At 63.1% G+C, this 15,671-nt stretch carries 15 protein-coding genes and 1 pseudogene; 9 read left to right on the top strand and 7 right to left on the bottom strand.

Translation table 11 applies throughout. The annotated features are described in order from the left end of the window. From Q0L57_RS24415 to Q0L57_RS24375, 9 genes are all read left to right on the top strand, one after another. Positions 1-191 (top strand): hypothetical protein (locus Q0L57_RS24415; protein ID WP_296745628.1); only part of this gene is annotated, 191 nt, incomplete at its 5' end. Positions 192-495: 304 nt separating this feature from the next. Further along, positions 496-1,749: an N-acetylmuramoyl-L-alanine amidase gene (locus tag Q0L57_RS24410; protein WP_296745627.1), complete on the top strand. Its 1,254-nt coding sequence runs from the start codon at positions 496-498 to the stop codon at positions 1,747-1,749. 229 nt (positions 1,750-1,978) lie between these two features. Then, positions 1,979-4,435, top strand: coding sequence for a penicillin-binding protein 1A (locus Q0L57_RS24405; protein WP_296745626.1), 2,457 nt, complete (start codon positions 1,979-1,981; stop codon positions 4,433-4,435). Between the two features lie 127 nt (positions 4,436-4,562). Continuing rightward, positions 4,563-5,694, top strand: a protein-coding gene (gene prfB / locus Q0L57_RS24400; protein ID WP_296745625.1) for a peptide chain release factor 2 whose coding sequence is annotated in 2 segments (ribosomal slippage) — positions 4,563-4,628 and positions 4,630-5,694 — 1,131 coding nt in all. Because the reading frame shifts where the segments join, the coding sequence is not laid out codon by codon here. Positions 5,695-5,824: 130 nt separating this feature from the next. Beyond that, positions 5,825-6,250 (top strand): GFA family protein, encoded by a 426-nt coding sequence (locus tag Q0L57_RS24395; RefSeq protein WP_296745624.1) that lies wholly within the window; start codon positions 5,825-5,827, stop codon positions 6,248-6,250. 267 nt (positions 6,251-6,517) lie between these two features. Continuing rightward, positions 6,518-6,895 carry a hypothetical protein gene (locus Q0L57_RS24390; RefSeq protein WP_296745623.1) on the top strand — a complete coding sequence of 126 codons (378 nt, stop codon included), beginning with the start codon at positions 6,518-6,520 and terminating at the stop codon, positions 6,893-6,895. 157 nt (positions 6,896-7,052) lie between these two features. After that, positions 7,053-7,421 (top strand): GFA family protein, encoded by a 369-nt coding sequence (locus Q0L57_RS24385; RefSeq protein WP_296745622.1) that lies wholly within the window; start codon positions 7,053-7,055, stop codon positions 7,419-7,421. Between the two features lie 133 nt (positions 7,422-7,554). Beyond that, on the top strand, positions 7,555-8,205 hold the full coding sequence (locus tag Q0L57_RS24380; protein WP_296745621.1) for an OmpA family protein: 651 nt from the start codon (positions 7,555-7,557) through the stop codon (positions 8,203-8,205). A 241-nt stretch (positions 8,206-8,446) separates the two neighbouring features. Next, a complete protein-coding gene (locus tag Q0L57_RS24375; protein WP_296745620.1) occupies positions 8,447-9,055 on the top strand; it encodes a hypothetical protein in 609 nt (202 codons plus the stop codon). A 58-nt stretch (positions 9,056-9,113) separates the two neighbouring features. Here the strand turns inward: Q0L57_RS24375 and Q0L57_RS24370 are convergent, their stop codons facing one another. From Q0L57_RS24370 to Q0L57_RS24340, 7 genes and pseudogenes are all read right to left on the bottom strand, one after another. Beyond that, a complete protein-coding gene (locus Q0L57_RS24370; protein WP_296745619.1) occupies positions 9,114-10,661 on the bottom strand; it encodes a DEAD/DEAH box helicase in 1,548 nt (515 codons plus the stop codon). 190 nt (positions 10,662-10,851) lie between these two features. Continuing rightward, positions 10,852-11,625 (bottom strand): NAD kinase, encoded by a 774-nt coding sequence (locus tag Q0L57_RS24365; protein ID WP_296745618.1) that lies wholly within the window; start codon positions 11,623-11,625, stop codon positions 10,852-10,854. A 447-nt stretch (positions 11,626-12,072) separates the two neighbouring features. Then, positions 12,073-12,831 carry an MBL fold metallo-hydrolase gene (locus tag Q0L57_RS24360; protein WP_296745617.1) on the bottom strand — a complete coding sequence of 253 codons (759 nt, stop codon included), beginning with the start codon at positions 12,829-12,831 and terminating at the stop codon, positions 12,073-12,075. 4 nt (positions 12,832-12,835) lie between these two features. Next, positions 12,836-13,900: an ABC transporter ATP-binding protein gene (locus tag Q0L57_RS24355; protein ID WP_296745616.1), complete on the bottom strand. Its 1,065-nt coding sequence runs from the start codon at positions 13,898-13,900 to the stop codon at positions 12,836-12,838. Beyond that, a complete protein-coding gene (locus Q0L57_RS24350) occupies positions 13,897-14,679 on the bottom strand; it encodes an ABC transporter permease (RefSeq protein ID WP_296745615.1) in 783 nt (260 codons plus the stop codon). Before Q0L57_RS24350 ends, Q0L57_RS24355 begins: the two co-directional genes overlap by 4 nt. Positions 14,680-14,681: 2 nt before the next feature. Then, positions 14,682-15,527, bottom strand: a complete 846-nt coding sequence (locus tag Q0L57_RS24345; protein ID WP_296745614.1) for an ABC transporter permease — start codon at positions 15,525-15,527, stop codon at positions 14,682-14,684. A gap of 7 nt (positions 15,528-15,534) precedes the next feature. Then, positions 15,535-15,671: pseudogene (locus Q0L57_RS24340) on the bottom strand (spermidine/putrescine ABC transporter substrate-binding protein); the annotation flags it as partial.

Here is a 15,671-nt window from a genome sequence, read left to right as displayed (position 1 = left end):
ATGCGGACCTTTCCATGATTGCGCTTGAAGCCATCGGCACCCAGCAGAACCTTTTGAACCAAAGCCCGGGTGGAGCCGGACCAGCTTGTTTGCTCACACGGAGCCGGCAGGGGACAACCCGGCCGTTTTCTTCACGCAAGCGATTCCCCCGCCACGGGAGCACGCCTGCGAAATTCGTCGCGACCACCTGAAGCCTTTTCGCTTGAAGCGAAAGGAGCCGCCTTCACATCTGACCTTTAGCAGGAAACTGCAGAGGTAAGCGGTTCCAGGATTGCAGTGATCCAAGGTCGCTTTTATGATTTGGCGGGGTGGAAGGCAACCCCGATTTCAGATGCCGGCAAAAAGCGCTTCCGCTGGGGAAGGTTGCGTTCAGTTCACGCATTAAAGGCTTGGTTAACCTTCTCTGAATACCAATCGTTAATCGAATTGGCGGCCTGACAGGCAATCTGCAACACACCCGGCGCGTGGCGCCAAACCGGGAGCGACTGAAAAGAGATGGGACTGGCAGGCAGCGCAGACAAGGGGCGTGGCGCAGCCGGGCATCTCCGGCATCTCGCCCTAGGTCTCCTCCTGCTGGCGGTCCTGCTTGGATTTACCGCAATATCAAGGGCCGATGCCCCGCTTGGGGCGACAAACTACAAGATGGCCGGTGACGCGACCAAGATGCGCATCGTCTTGACCTTCGACCGGGAACCGGACGTCAAATGGTTCCTGCTGCGTGGTCCGAACCGCCTCGTCCTCGATTTGCCCCGCACGCGATTCGCCCTCGGCGCCAAGGATGTGAAGCCGCGCGGGCTGGTGCGCGCCGTCCGCTACGGCGATCAGGGCCAGGGTTCGCGGCTGATATTGACGGGCAAGGGGCCGTTCAGCGTCGACAAGCTCGATGTGCTGAAGAATGACGATGGCGGCGGCTACCGGATCGCCATCGACATGTCGGCGTCCTCCGAGCGGGAATTCGACGCGGCTTTGGCCAATCAGTCGCTGACCACCGGTTCGACCGCCGCCGAGAAGGGCGGCCGGGTCGGCACCGGGCCGGTCTCGGCCCCTGGCCATCGCTTCACCGTCGTCATCGATCCCGGGCACGGCGGTGTCGACGGCGGCGCCGAAAGCCCCGCCGGCACGATCGAGAAGAACGTGACATTGGCTTTCGCCACCGAGTTGCGGGACAAGCTTGCCGAGGTCGGCAAATACGACGTCTACATGACGCGCGACAGCGACGTGTACCTGCCGCTCGACGAGCGTGTGCGCATCGCCCGCCTGCACGAAGCCGATCTTCTGATCTCGATCCATGCCGACACGATTGCCGTGAAGGGCCTTCGGGGCGCCACAGTTTATACGCTGTCGGACAAGGCGTCCGATCCTGAAGCGCAGGCGCTTGCCGATCGCGAAAACCTGTCCGATCAGTTCGCCGGCATGAAGATCAAGGACGATGACAAGGAAGTTACCGACATCCTGATCGACCTGATCCGCCGCGAGACGCACAGCTTCTCGATGAGCTTCGCCCACACGCTCGTCGGTCAGTTGTCGACCAATGTCGGCCTCATCAACAATCCGCAACGTTCGGCTGGCTTCAGGGTGCTTAAGGCGCCCGACGTGCCCTCGGTGCTGGTCGAGCTCGGCTATCTTTCCAATGCCAAGGACGAGGCGCAACTGCTCAGCGCCGACTGGCGCGGCAAGGCGGCGCAAAGCATAACCAATGCCGTCGCCCTGTTCGCCGCGGCAAAAGCGGGAACCGCGACCGGTGGCTGACGGCGCCGGCAGGGGTCAAGCCCGAAAACGCGCCACAACCACAAGCAGCGTTGCGCGGCGACAACACCACGCGCTATTATTCCTGGATCGAGCATCGAAATTTCGCGCTGCCGTATTTTGTCCACATGGTCGCGACATGGGTCTGTCATTGCGGATTGGGACCGCCCCGGAAGCTTGCGCGACAGACGGCTTCGTTTAGGAAAATCCCGAACCACGGACTGGAGCGGGCATGATTCGTCTCATCGGCTATTTCTTTGGCGTCGGCACGACGCTGGCGTTGCTGGTCGCGGCCGGCATAGCCATCTACATAGGCCATGTGGCGAAGGATCTGCCCGACTATGAAGTGCTGGCCAAATACGAGCCGCCAGTAACCACGCGCATTCACGCCTCGGACGGTTCGCTGATGGCCGAGTACGCGCGCGAGCGGCGCCTCTACCTGCCGATCCAGGCGATACCCGATCGCGTAAAGGCCGCCTTCATGTCCGCCGAGGACAAGAATTTCTACAACCATCCCGGCATTGACGTCACCGGCCTCGGCCGCGCCATCATCGTTAACCTGCAGAATTTTGGTTCCGGCCGCCGGCAGGTCGGCGCCTCGACGATCACGCAGCAGGTGGCGAAGAACTTCCTGCTTACCTCGGACCAGACCTACGAGCGCAAGATCAAGGAGATGATCCTGGCCTTCCGCATCGAGCAGGCCTATTCCAAGGACCGTATCCTCGAGCTTTATCTCAACGAAATCTTCTTCGGTTTCGGCGCTTATGGCGTCGCCGGCGCGGCGCTCACCTATTTCGACAAGTCGGTCAACGAGCTGACCGTGGCTGAAGCCGCTTACCTGGCCTCGCTGCCGAAAGGCCCCAACAATTACCATCCCTTCAAGCATGCCGACCGTGCGATCGAGCGCCGCAACTGGGTCATCGATCAGATGGTGGCGAACGGCTATGTCAGCCACGACGAAGGTGAGAAAGCCAAGGCCGAGCCGCTCGGCGTGACGCCGCGCCGCAACGGCTCCTACTTGTTCGCGGGCGAATATTTCACCGAGGAAGTGCGCCGCCAGATCATCGCGCGTTATGGCGAGAACGCGCTTTACGAGGGTGGGTTGTCGGTACGCACGACGCTCGACCCGAAGATCCAGCTCATCGCCCGCAAGGCGATGCAGAACGGCTTGTTGAAATACGACATGCTGCGCGGCTATCGCGGACCGGTGAAGCATATCGATATCTCCGGCGACTGGGGCGTTGCCCTCGGCAACGTCAAGGGGCTGGAGGACGTGCCGGAGTGGACGCTGGCCGTCGTGCTCGACAGTTCGGCCAACGGCCTGACCATCGGCATCCAGCCGGCCCGGCAGGTTTCCGGCGATCTCGTCAAGGAGCGTGTCCAGGGCACCGTCAGCAAGGACGACATGGGCTTCGCCATGCGCCATTTGGTCAACGGCAAGTCCGTCCGGGCGAAATCCCCTGCGGAAGTGCTTGAGCCCGGCGATGTCGTCTTCGTGCAGAAGAACGATGGCTCCGACAATGCCTACAGCCTGCGCCAGGTGCCGGAAGTCGAAGGCGGTCTTGTCGCCATGGATCCGCATACCGGCCGTGTGCTGGCCATGGTCGGCGGCTTCTCTTATGCGCAGTCGGAATTCAACCGCGCCACCCAGGCGATGCGCCAGCCCGGCTCCTCGTTCAAGCCGATCGTCTACTCGGCGGCGCTCGACAATGGCTACACGCCGGCCTCGGTCATCATGGACGGACCGATCACCATCCAGAGCGGCAACACGACCTGGACGCCGAAGAACTATGACGGCACGGTCGCCGGTCCCGCCACCTTGCGCTCCGGCATCGAAAAATCACGTAACCTGATGACGGTGCGGCTTGCCAACGACATGGGCATGAAGCTGGTCGTGGAATATGCCGAGCGCTTCGGCGTCTATGACCATCTGGCCCCGTACCTGCCGATGGCGCTGGGCTCGGGCGAGACGACGGTCATGCGCATGGTCTCGGCCTATTCGATCATGGCCAATGGCGGCAAGTCGATCAAACCGTCGCTGATCGACCGCATACAGGACCGCTACGGAAAGACCGTGTTCAAGCAGGATGAACGCGGCTGCCAGGGCTGCAACGCCACCGAATGGAAGAACCAGCCGGAGCCGGAACTGGTCGACAATTCCGAGCAGGTGCTCGACCCGATGACGGCCTACCAGATCACCTCGATGATGGAAGGCGTCGTGCAGCGCGGCACCGGCGCCACCATCGCCGAACTCGGCCGCCACATTGCCGGCAAGACCGGCACCACCAATGACGAGAAGGATGCTTGGTTCATCGGCTTCACGCCAAACCTCGTCGTCGGCCTCTATATGGGCTACGACACGCCGCGCGGCCTCGGCAAGGGCGCCACGGGTGGCGGCCTGGCGGCGCCGATCTTCAAGGATTTCATGCGCGTCGCGCTCGATGGCACGCCCAATGTCGACTTCCAGGTTCCGGACGGCATGAAGCTGATCGCCATCAACCGCAAGACAGGCATGCGCGCCGCCGAGGGTGCGCCCGACACCATCATCGAGGCGTTCAAGCCCGGTACCGGCCCGGCCGACAGCTATTGGGTCATCGGCATGGGCGCCGACGGCTCCAACGGCGCGGGCGGCCCGCTGTCGCCGCAGGCCAACCAAGCCATCCAGGACGGCGGCGGCGGCCTCTACTGAGGTTCCGACATTCGAAGATGGGCCGGCGAAGCACCGCTGGCCCATTTCGCTTTACAGCCGCGGGAGCCGTGCCTATGTATCGCGCCGACCCCAAAAGAACCAGAAGAACAGGACAAACTGAAAAGCCATGCGCGCGGAAACGCAGAACATTGTCGACGAGATCAGGCAGGCGATAACCCTGCTGAGGAGGCATCTTTGACTGGGATCAGGCCATCAAGCGGCTTGAATACCTGAATTCGCGCGCGGAGGATTCCAGCCTCTGGAACGAGCCTCTTGAAGCGCAGAAGCTGATGCGCGAACGCCAGGGGCTCGAGGAAGGCATCGCGGCGGTCAAAGGAATGACGCAGGCTCTCGAAGACAATATCGGCCTGATCGAGCTCGGCGAGGAAGAGGGCGACGAAAGCGTCATCTCCGAGGCCGAAGCGGCGCTGCGCTCGATGCAGGGCGAGGCGAAAGCCCGCCAGGTCGAGACGCTGCTTTCGGGCGAGGCCGACGCCAACGACACCTATCTCGAAATCCATGCCGGCGCCGGCGGCACCGAGAGCCAGGACTGGGCTTCGATGCTTCTGCGCATGTACACGCGCTGGGCCGAGCGCCGCCGCTTCAAGGTCGAGGTGCTGGAAGTCCATGACGGCGAAGAGGCAGGCATCAAGTCCGCCACGGTCCTTATCAAGGGCCACAACGCCTATGGCTGGCTGAAGACCGAGTCCGGCGTCCACCGCCTGGTGCGTATCTCGCCTTACGACAGCAATGCCCGCCGGCACACGTCCTTCGCCAGTGTCTGGGTCTACCCGGTCATCGACGACTCGATCGAGATCAATGTTTCGGAATCCGACGTGCGCATCGACACTTACCGCTCGTCGGGCTCGGGTGGCCAGCACGTCAACACCACCGACTCCGCGGTGCGTATCACCCATCTTGCGACCGGTATCGCGGTCGCTTGCCAGGCCGAGCGTTCGCAGCACAAGAACCGGGCCAAGGCTTGGGAAATGCTGCGTTCGCGCCTCTACGAGGAAGAATTGAAGAAGCGCGAGGCGGTGGCCAACGCCACCGAGGCGTCGAAGAGCGACATCGGCTGGGGCCACCAGATCCGTTCCTACGTGTTGCAGCCATACCAGTTGGTGAAGGATCTGCGCACGGGTGTCGAAAGCACCAGCCCTTCCAGCGTGCTCGACGGCGATCTCGACGATTTCATGGAAGCTTCCCTGTCGCACCGTATCGAGGGCGGCGCGGGCGAGGCGGTCGCGGACCTGGATTAGAGCAATTCCAGGAAAAGCGCTTAGCGGTTTTCTGTGCGGAATTGCCTAAAAACAAAGAGTTAGAGCGGTTCGCCGATTCCATGAAGCGCTGAACCGCTCTTGGTCTCGTTATCACTGCGCGGAGGAGCCGATGCCAGAAGCCGAAAGCACGGGCGTACGCAGGCTTGCTGGAAAATGCTTCTGCGGCGCTGTGCACTACGAGGTCGACGACAAATTCGTCTACGCGATGAATTGTCATTGCTCGAACTGCCGCCGCACCACCGGCTCGGCCTTCAAGCCCATCGCCGGTATCGAACGCGAAAAGCTTCGGCTGACGGCCGGCGGCGATAGGCTGTTGGTCTTCGGCGACATGGACGGCAACGACACGCATTGCGGGCAGTGCGGCTCGCTGCTCTTTTCCGTGGTGCGCGAGGGCGCATTCGTTCACGTCGCCATGGGAACTTTGATCGATGATCCGGGCATCCGTCCAGGCGCGCACATCTTCGTCGGCTCCAAGGCGCCCTGGTTCACCATCACCGACGACCTGCCGCAATATGATGGGCACTTCACCGGCTGACGGCCCGGAACTTCCTCGGCTGCAATTCCGTTGTTAGGCACCTGACAGCCGGCCAATCCTTCACCACAGGTCAAATCGGGCCTGTTTGACGGACACCGGCAACCGGGCGATGCCTTCTTGCGCCGACCGAGGAATCAGCCCAGCCTTCGAGCTGCGGATTAGAAGCATTTATGGCCGGGCGCGGCATATCTGACGATTCGGCCGCTGGGAAGACACGTTCCGGGAACGGGCAAGCGACAACGCTTGATGCTCGAAAGGAACGTTTCGATGTCTGCTGCCAAATCAAGATCGGCCCAAGCCGTTCGACCGGCTGGCCGACTTCTGTTCTCCATGTTCGCGACGGGTGCGTTCGTGCTGCTGGCCGCACCGGCTTCCACGCATGACGCCCAGCCCACGGCGGCCATGCCGCAGGGCTGGAAGTACCCCTTTGCCTGCTGCGCCAACTACGATTGCAAGGAGGTGCCGCAGACGTCGATCGGCGAGCAGCCGGACGGCTATGTCATAAAGGGCACGGGCGAGGTGGTGGCCTACAGCGACAAGCGGATCAAGAATTCGCCCGATGGCGAGTACCACTGGTGCGCGCATCAGGCCGGCCTCGACGCCGGCAAGACCATCTGCCTGTTCGTGCCGCCGCCTTCCGATTAGCACGCACCGCCACGCGCCGGCTGTATTCGCTCGAGAGTGCGAAGGCCGGTTCGTGGCGGCGCAGTGCTGGCAAGCCTGCTGACAGACAGTTGTCAGGATCGCTTCTTTATGTTGCCTTGCTAGCCGGACGGCGGCGGGCAATGGAGAGGTGATATTCATGACCATCAAAGGCAGCTGCCACTGCAAGGCGACGACGTTCGAGGTGTCCGAGGCGCCGCAGACCGTGACGCAATGCACATGTTCGTTCTGTTCGAAGCGCGGATCGCTCTGGGCCTATTACGTTCCGTCGCAATTCAGGCTCACCAGCCCGCTGGAGAACGTGTCCTTCTACAAATGGGGCTCGAAAACCGTCAAACACGGTTTCTGCGCCACATGCGGCTGCGGCACCTTCACCGAAACGCCGGATTGGTCGACAGGCAAGCCGGACTTCGACAACCCCAAGATCAGCGTCAACTCGCGGCTCTTCGATGATTTCGACCTGGATAAGGTCGAGGTCGTGGTCATCGACGGCAGGAATCTGTGGTAGGGGAAACAGCCGGCCGGCGAAACTTTGCCGGCCGCGCTCCTGTTCCGCTTTTCGCCGCATTTCATGGTACAAGGCGAACGGAAGGGTGATTTGGCGCGGCTGCAATGGCCGCGAATTCGAGAGGGACAATTTCATGAAGAAGACCGTGCTCGTCGTTGTGGCGACGGCTGTTTTGGTGAGTGCCTGCACGACCACCGATCCTTATACCGGCGACCAGAAGATCTCCAACACCGCGGCCGGCGCAGGCCTAGGTGCGCTGGCGGGCGCCGGTATCGGCCTGCTTGCCGGCGGCAATGATCGCCGCAACGCGCTGATCGGCGCGGGCATCGGTGCGCTGGCCGGCGGCGCCATCGGCGCGACGATGGACCAGAATGAGGCGGAACTGCGCCGCCAGTTGCAGGGCACCGGCGTCAGCGTCACCCGCAGCGGCGACCAGATCATCCTCAACATGCCGTCGGACATCACCTTCAACGTCGACCAGGATGCCGTGAAGCCGGGCTTCTACCCGGTGCTGAACTCGGTGGCGCTGGTGTTGAAGAAGTTCCGCCAGACCACGGTCGACGTCTTTGGCCACACCGACTCGACCGGTGGCGACCAGCACAATTTCGACCTGTCGCAGCGCCGCGCGCTTGCGGTCGCCAACTATCTGGCAGGCCAGGGTGTCGATTCCCGCCGCTTCGCCGTCACAGGCTTCGGCAAGACGCGGCCGGTCGCATCCAACGCCACGGCCGCCGGCCGCGAGCAGAACCGCCGCGTCGAGATCCAGCTGTCGCCGCTTACCTGATCTTCGCGGCAAGGGAATGCGAAAACGGCCCCATGCGGGGCCGTTTTTGTTTTCAGTCGACAACAAAACCGCGCCAGTCCCTCCCATGAACATTAGTAGATTCTAACGAAATGCTTTTCCGAATTCACGGAAAGGATTAGCATCGGCTGTTCCAGAGGGATGGGGCGGTTCAACTGGCCGCGCAATAAGAATTCGCCGCCTCGGTCTTGCACGGCCAGATCAAAGAATCTGGGAGGAATGCATGACAAGAACAGCTCGCCTTGGGCGCTGCGGCGTCCTCGCTTTGACAGGTTTTGCAGCTGCGTGGCTCGGTGCCGCCACGGCTCGGGCGGAAGACGCGAACAAGGCCGACATCGAAGCCTTGAAAAAGTCGCTCGCCAAATATGACGATTACACCGCCGCCGTCCGCGATCTTTATCTGTCGACCGTCGGCTGCGTCTACTACAGCGGAGAAAAGATAGCCGGCGCGATGTATTATCCGAAGGGCGCCATGGGTATCCATTTCGTCAACGTTCCGAGCGTCGGCCAGAAGCTCGACCCGATGAAGCCCAATGTCCTGATCTACGAGCCGACCAAGAAGGGCTTGAAACTGGTCGGCGTCGAGTGGCTGGTGCCGCTGACGCCCGACGTAAAGGAAGTCCCGACCCTATTCGGCCAGAAATTCATGGGGCCGATGGAGGGACACTATCCCCTGATCCCGAGGGAGTTCGTCCACTACGATCTTCACGCCTGGCTGTTCAGGGACAATCCGCACGGAATGTTCAGCCCGACCAACCCGAACGTGAAATGCACCAAGGCCGATTTTCCGATGTTGGAAAAACCGACCAAGATGATGCCGGGGCCGATGTGATGAAGACCGACCAGGGGTAAGCTGCCTTGGGGCTTACCCTTGGATGCCGGGTGCCGGATCAGACTTTCGCGACGATCCGCATGAAGGCCGGAACGTCGTCGCCGAAGCCGACAGTGCCGTCGTCTTCGTCCCGACGGTGGCGGGCAGGGCGGCCCTGGTCGCGCGGCGGGCGCGCGTCACCGCGCGGCTCGTTGCGGTTTGCGGAGCCCTTGCGGTCGTTCTCGGAGCGAATCGCATCCTTGCGGGCGCGGCGCTCGGCGATGTCGGCGACTTCCGTTACGGGCTGCTCGTCCTGCAGTGCCTCAGGGGCCTCGTCATGCTTGGCCTGGCGATCCTTCTTGCGACCGCCGCGTTCCTTGCGGTCGTCGTCCTTGCGGCCAGCGCGGCGCGGAGCGCCACGGCCGCGGCGCGGAGCGTCGTCGCCTTCGCTCTCGGTCACCGTCGACAGATCGCCGTCATGCCACTCGATCTTGGTGCCGATCAGCTTCTCGATGGCGTCGACATGCTTCGTGTCGCCGCGCGTCGCGATGGTGAAGGACTTGCCCGAGCGGCCGGCGCGACCGGTGCGGCCGATGCGGTGGACATAGTCCTCGGCATGGATCGGCACGTCGTAGTTGAAGACGTGGCTGACATCGGGAATGTCGAGGCCGCGCGCGGCGACGTCCGAAGCGACGAGATAGCGCAGCTTGCCGTCGCGGAAATTCGCCAGCATCTGCATGCGCGCGCGCTGATCCATGTCGCCATGCAGCGCGCCGGCATCGAAATCATGCTTGAGCAGCGAGCGGAAAAGCTCGGAGACCTCGACCTTGCGGTTGCAGAAGATGATGGCGTTCTTCAGCTCGTCGCTTTCGGCGCGCATGAGATTGCGCAGCGTCTCGCGCTTTTCCCACGGCTTCGAGCCGGACTTCACGAGCCGCTGCGTGATGCTGGTCGCGGTCGAGGCGGCCCTGGAGACTTCGACGCGCACCGGCGCGTGCAGGAATTTCTCGGTGAGCTTGGTGATCTCCGGCGGCATCGTCGCCGAGAAGAACAGCGTCTGGCGCGTGAACGGGATCATCTCGCAGATGCGCTCGATATCGGGGATGAAACCCATGTCGAGCATGCGGTCGGCTTCGTCGATGACGAGGATTTCGACACCGTTGAGCAGCAGCTTGCCGCGCTCGCGGTGATCGAGCAGGCGGCCGGGCGTCGCGATCAGCACGTCGGCGCCGCGCTCCAGCTTCTTGTCCTGCTCGTCGAAGGACACGCCGCCGATCAGCAGCGCGATGTTGAGCTTGTGGTTCTTGCCGTACTTGATGAAGTTCTCCTCGACCTGCGCGGCGAGCTCGCGCGTCGGTTCGAGGATCAGCGTGCGCGGCATGCGGGCCCGCGCCCGGCCTTTTTCCAGCCGCGTCAGCATCGGCAGAACGAAGGAGGCGGTCTTGCCGGTTCCGGTCTGGGCAATGCCCAGCACATCCTTGCCGAGCAGCGCATGCGGGATGGCGCCCGCCTGGATCGGGGTCGGCTTGGTGTAGCCGGCATCGGTAACTGCGGAGAGGACCTTCGGCGAAAGGCCGAGGTCCGTGAATGTCAACGCTTCTTGAGCGGTCTGGGTGTCTGCGGACAAGTGATGGCTGTCTTTGGTTCGGGGAAAATCGCGGCGGCAATCGTCGCGGCAAGCGCCACGCGCCTGCAAGATCGGCGTTGGAGTTAGGCGCAAGTCCGCGATTTGTCAACAGAAACGGGCGCAATTGCTGCGATTGTGAAGACGTAACCTTAATCGTGTTGCTTAATCGAGGCCCTGTCTTTGCGTCGGCTCAGTAGCGGAACTGCTCGGCAAGAATACGTTCGTTCCAGGAATGGTTGGGATCGAACAACAAAGTTGCCGTCGCGGTCGGCGATTCCCTGACCGTCACCGAAGCGACCGCCTTGACTTCCGTATGATCGGCCGCGGCGTTCACTGGCCGCTTTTCCGCCTCGAGTATATCGAAGCGCACGGTTGCCTTGTTGGATAGGAGCGCGCCGCGCCAGCGACGCGGCCGGAACGGGCTGACGGGCGTCAGCGCTAGCAGCGGGGCGTCGAGCGGCAGGATCGGCCCGTGCGCCGACAGATTGTAGGCGGTCGATCCGGCCGGCGTCGCGATCATCACGCCGTCGCAGTTCAGCTCCTCCAGCCGCACCTGCTCGTCCACGCTGATGCGGATCTTCGCCGTCTGGTAGGACTGGCGCCACAGCGCTACTTCGTTGATGGCAAGCGCCGAAACGGAATCGCCGTCATGCGTGACCGCGACCATTTCCAGCGGCCGGATGGTCTCGGCGGCCGCGGCCGCAATGCGCTCCTCGAGGCCGCCGGCACGATACTCGTTCATCAGGAAGCCGATGGTGCCACGGTTCATGCCGTAGACCTTCTTGCCGGTGCTCATCGTGTCGCGAAGCGTCTGCAGAAGGAAGCCGTCGCCGCCGAGCGCGATGATGATCTCGGCATCCGCCATCGGCATCTGCCCATAGCGGGCCGACAGGCTCTCCAGCGCCGCGCGGGCGTCGTCGGTGTCGGATGAGACGAAGGCGAAACGGCTGGCGGCTTTGCTCATGGCTCCCGGAGGGCGGCCACTTGGTGGGCCGCGCGGGCGACGGCGTAGCATGCGTCGCCCGCGTCTGCAAAGTCCTGCGTGCCGCGCCGCTCCACATGGCGCCGGCGCTCGCGCTTCGTAACAGGCGTGCAATGAATGTGATGACCGTTATGGTTAAGGCGAAGCTTAAACACTCGTAAAGCCGGATCGATCATGTTAGCCCGCAATGGATGGGTTGGCGGGGGCTGGCCAGTCGAGAGACCAATATATTGCCAGTAACGCGTCTGATCATAGTCTTCGTGATGATGGGAAGTTTTGCCCTCATGTTCGCCGAACTTGTGCGGCATGCGGAGGACATGAGCCTGCGGCCACAGCCAGCAGCCTCCCGTTGCGGCGACGCCGCCGGAATGCCTTGTCCGCAAAGGGCGCTTTAGCCTCGAGCCTCGAGCCTCGATTGCAAATGACTGTCTAGCGGCCTTGCAAGTGGCAGCCGGAACGACGTTTTTGCGCGAGATACTCATCGACCAGCTGGCGGTAGCGCACCTTTCCGAAGCTCGGGAAATGGCCGCCATGCACGACCGAGACATCGAGGTCGCGCATCCGGATCAGCGTCTCGATATAGTCGTCGATGTCGGAGTGGTAGACGTCGTCGATCAGCGGCCCGTCATAGATGATGTCGCCTGAGAGCAGGGTGCCGGTCTTCCTCTCGTAAAGCGCGATGCCGCCAGGCGAATGCCCCGGTGTGTGGATCACCTCGAAGGCGCGGTCACCAAGGTCGATGTTGTCGCCGGCGGCAAGCAACCGGCCCGCGGGCGCCGGGGGGATGCGGTAACCGGCGGTATTCCATCCCAGCGGCAATGCGTCGAACATCTCGTCATTGGCGTAGCGGTCGGCGACCGTCCATTCGGTGCGTGGATCGGCGAGGATGTCCGCCTCGGCGGCATGCACGCAACGGTCCGGAAACTCGTGATGGCAGCCGATGTGATCGAAATGCGTGTGGCTGGCAACGCAGACGAGCTTGCGCTCCGTCACCAGCGGCACATGGCTTCTCAGGCTGAAATGGCCGAGGCCGCTATCGAACAGCAGGTCGCGGTCGCGCCCGCGAACATGCCAGATGTTGCAGCGGAAGAACGGCTTTATCCACGGCTCATGGATGAGCGTTATGCCGTCGCCCATGCGGATGGTCTCGTACCAGTCCCGGGCCTCGATGACCGGAAGCGCGCTCATCTCTTCATTCCGCCAGGAGGATGATGTCCGCAGCCTTGCATGAAATCGCGATCGAGTCGCCCGCCTGGACCGTGGCCGAGGCCGGCGCCTTCACGATGAACTGCAACTCGGGATCCTGCGTCGAGGCAGCCAGCACGCGCTTGAAGCTGCCTTGGAAGACGACGTCGCCGACCCTGGCTGTGCCAAGCGTGACATCGGCCTTTGCGTCGCCAAGAACGAGATGTTCGGGCCGGATTCCGAGCGCGACGCTGGCGCCCTTTGGCGAAGCGCCGGGCAGTGAGATCGGCCCGATGCCGGTCACGATCGTCATGCGTCCGTCCCTCGACTCGTCTACCTTGCCGGCAAGGATCGTGCTTTCGCCCATGAAGGTGGCGGAAAAGCGCGTCGCCGGTCGCGCATAAACCCTTTCGGGCGGACCTTCGTCCTCGATGCGGCCGTCGCTCATCACCACGCAATGGTCGGCCAGCGCCATCGCCTCTTCCTGGTCGTGGGTGACATGGACGAAGGCGGTGCCGACGCGCTTCTGGATCGCCTTCAACTCGTCCTGCATCTGCCGGCGCAGCTTCAGGTCCAGCGCGCCGAGCGGCTCGTCGAGCAAAAGCACCGCCGGCTCAATGACCAGTGCACGGGCGAGCGCCACGCGCTGCCGCTGGCCGCCGGAGAGCTGATGCGGCTTCTTGTCGAAGGCCGCCGCCAGCCCGACGAGCGAAAGCGCCTCGCGCGCCTTCGCCGCCCGCGTCGCGCCGTCGACGCCCTGCATGCGCAGCCCGAAGCCGACATTGCCGCCGACGCTCATATGCGGGAACAGCGCGTAGTCCTGGAACACCGTGGTGGTCGGGCGCTTCGCCGGTGGCACGGATGTGCAGTCCTGGCCGCGGATGAACACCTTGCCTTCGCTGGGCGTGACGAAACCGCCGAGGATCGAAAGCAGCGTCGTCTTGCCGGAGCCCGACGGCCCGAGCAGGATGGTGTAGCTTCCCGGCTCGATGGCGAGCGAGACGTTCTTCAGCACCGGGTGCTGGCCGAAGCGGTGCGAGACGTTGCGGATGTCGACGAGTGGCGCGCTCATGCCGGCTTTCTCCGCAGCAAGGTCAGTTCGAAAAACACCACAAGGACGATGGAGACGGCAAAGACCAGCGAGCCGACGGCGTTGGTCTTGGGGTTGAGACCGGAGCGCAACAGGTTCCAGATCTCCACGGGCAGCGTCGTCTGGAACCGCGTCAGCAGGAAGGAGATGACGAACTCGTCCCACGAGAAGGTCATCGACAGGAAGAAGCCGGCAAAGATCGCCGGCGCCATCACCGGCACCGTGATCAAGAGCAGCACCTTCCACTCGGCGGCGCCGAGGTCGCGCGCGGCGCGCTCGATGTTGATCTGGTGGTCGCCCATCTGGCTGTAGATGATGGCGAAGCAGAGCGGCAGGTTGATCACCACATGGCCGATGCCGGCGGCTAAGAGGGATTTCGGCACGCCGGCCCAGTTGAACAGCACCAGCAGCCCCATGCCGATGATGAGATAGCTGACCGTCAGCGGCAGCGTGATCAGCCCGCGCAAGAGGGCCGAGCCGGGCAGGACGAAACGCGCGAAACCCCAGGCGGAAAGAAAGCCGAGCGTGACGGAGGCAAGCGACGACAGCACCGCCACCAGCAGCGAATTGACCAGCGCCGAAGTGAGCCGCGTGTCGGAGAGCACAGCCTGGTACCAGCGCAGGGACGGACCGGTGAAGGGCGGGATCGGGAAGGACGTCGACTGAAGCGAGAACAGCACCAGGACGACCACCGGCAGGAAGATGAAGCCGTAGATGGCGATGGCGTAGAGCCAGGCGGCGACACGGACGATAGCGCGCATGGTCAGGCTCGTTCGATCTTCAGCCAGCGGGCGCAGGCGAGATAGGCGACCGTCACCACGGCCATCAGGATGATCGACAGCGCGGAGGCGAGCGGGAAATCGCCGCGCCGGCCGATCTGCATCATCACCAGTTGCGGCATGACCAGCTCGTTGTTGCCGCCAAGAATCTGCGGCGTGATGTAGTCGCCGATGCAGAGCACAAAGGTGAGGAAGGCGCCCACCATGATGCCGGGCAAGGTTAGCGGCAGCACGACATGCAGGAAGGTGCGGACCGGCCCGGCGCCGAGATCGGCGGCGGCCTTGCGGTAGCTTGGGCTGAGCTGCTTGAGGTTGGCGAAGATGGTCAGCGTCAGAAGCATGACGAAGAAATGCACGAAGCCGGTGACGGTGGCGAAGCGGGTATTGGCGAGTTGCAGCGGCTCCGAGATCAGACCGACGCCGGTAAGCGCCCGGTTGATGACGCCGTTCTGCGCCAGCACCAGCAGCCAGGAATAGGAGCGCACGACATAGGAGGTCCAGAACGGCAGCACAGCCAGCATCAGCGCCAGCCGCTGCCAGCGTTCGGGAACCATCTCGGCCAGGATCCAGGCGAAGGGATAGGCAAGCAGGATCGAGATGACGGTGACGATCGCGGTGACTTGCAGCGAGTTCACCATCGCCCGCCAGTAGGACGGGTCGGTGAAGAACTGGCTGTAATTGGCAAGCGTGACAGCGCCGCCTTCATGCGCCGTGAGGCTCGACAGCCCCATGGCGATGAAGGGCAGCACGAAGAACGCTAGCGTCCATGCCAGGGCCGGCGTGACCAGCGCCCAGGGCAGGGCACGCGACTTGTTTCCCGAGAACGACATCGGCCGCTTACTGCGCCTGCAGCATTTCGGTCCACATGTCCTGCATCTTCTTGTCGAGCTCGGGGCTCGGCGCCGGATAGGCCTGGGCCCGGGCGAGGAAGCCGGGCTGCTCGTCGAAGCGCAGGATCTTCTTCTGCTCGTCGG

This window comes from Mesorhizobium sp. (genome assembly GCF_024509055.1).
GTDB lineage: Bacteria > Pseudomonadota > Alphaproteobacteria > Rhizobiales > Rhizobiaceae > Mesorhizobium.
The sequence above is the reverse complement of the archived record's forward strand: the minus strand, read 5'-3'. Positions and strand labels throughout refer to the sequence as shown.

Bases quoted from the DNA above. Each gene is read 5' to 3' on its own strand.
- Q0L57_RS24410 (WP_296745627.1), top strand. From the start codon at position 496: ATGGGACTGGCAGGCAGCGCAGACAAGGGGCGTGGCGCAGCCGGGCAT.
- Q0L57_RS24405 (WP_296745626.1), top strand. From the start codon at position 1,979: ATGATTCGTCTCATCGGCTATTTCTTTGGCGTCGGCACGACGCTGGCG.
- Q0L57_RS24395 (WP_296745624.1), top strand. From the start codon at position 5,825: ATGCCAGAAGCCGAAAGCACGGGCGTACGCAGGCTTGCTGGAAAATGC.
- Q0L57_RS24390 (WP_296745623.1), top strand. From the start codon at position 6,518: ATGTCTGCTGCCAAATCAAGATCGGCCCAAGCCGTTCGACCGGCTGGC.
- Q0L57_RS24385 (WP_296745622.1), top strand. From the start codon at position 7,053: ATGACCATCAAAGGCAGCTGCCACTGCAAGGCGACGACGTTCGAGGTG.
- Q0L57_RS24380 (WP_296745621.1), top strand. From the start codon at position 7,555: ATGAAGAAGACCGTGCTCGTCGTTGTGGCGACGGCTGTTTTGGTGAGT.
- Q0L57_RS24375 (WP_296745620.1), top strand. From the start codon at position 8,447: ATGACAAGAACAGCTCGCCTTGGGCGCTGCGGCGTCCTCGCTTTGACA.
- Q0L57_RS24365 (WP_296745618.1), bottom strand. From the start codon at position 11,625: ATGAGCAAAGCCGCCAGCCGTTTCGCCTTCGTCTCATCCGACACCGAC.
- Q0L57_RS24360 (WP_296745617.1), bottom strand. From the start codon at position 12,831: ATGAGCGCGCTTCCGGTCATCGAGGCCCGGGACTGGTACGAGACCATC.
- Q0L57_RS24355 (WP_296745616.1), bottom strand. From the start codon at position 13,900: ATGAGCGCGCCACTCGTCGACATCCGCAACGTCTCGCACCGCTTCGGC.
- Q0L57_RS24350 (WP_296745615.1), bottom strand. From the start codon at position 14,679: ATGCGCGCTATCGTCCGTGTCGCCGCCTGGCTCTACGCCATCGCCATC.
- Q0L57_RS24345 (WP_296745614.1), bottom strand. From the start codon at position 15,527: ATGTCGTTCTCGGGAAACAAGTCGCGTGCCCTGCCCTGGGCGCTGGTC.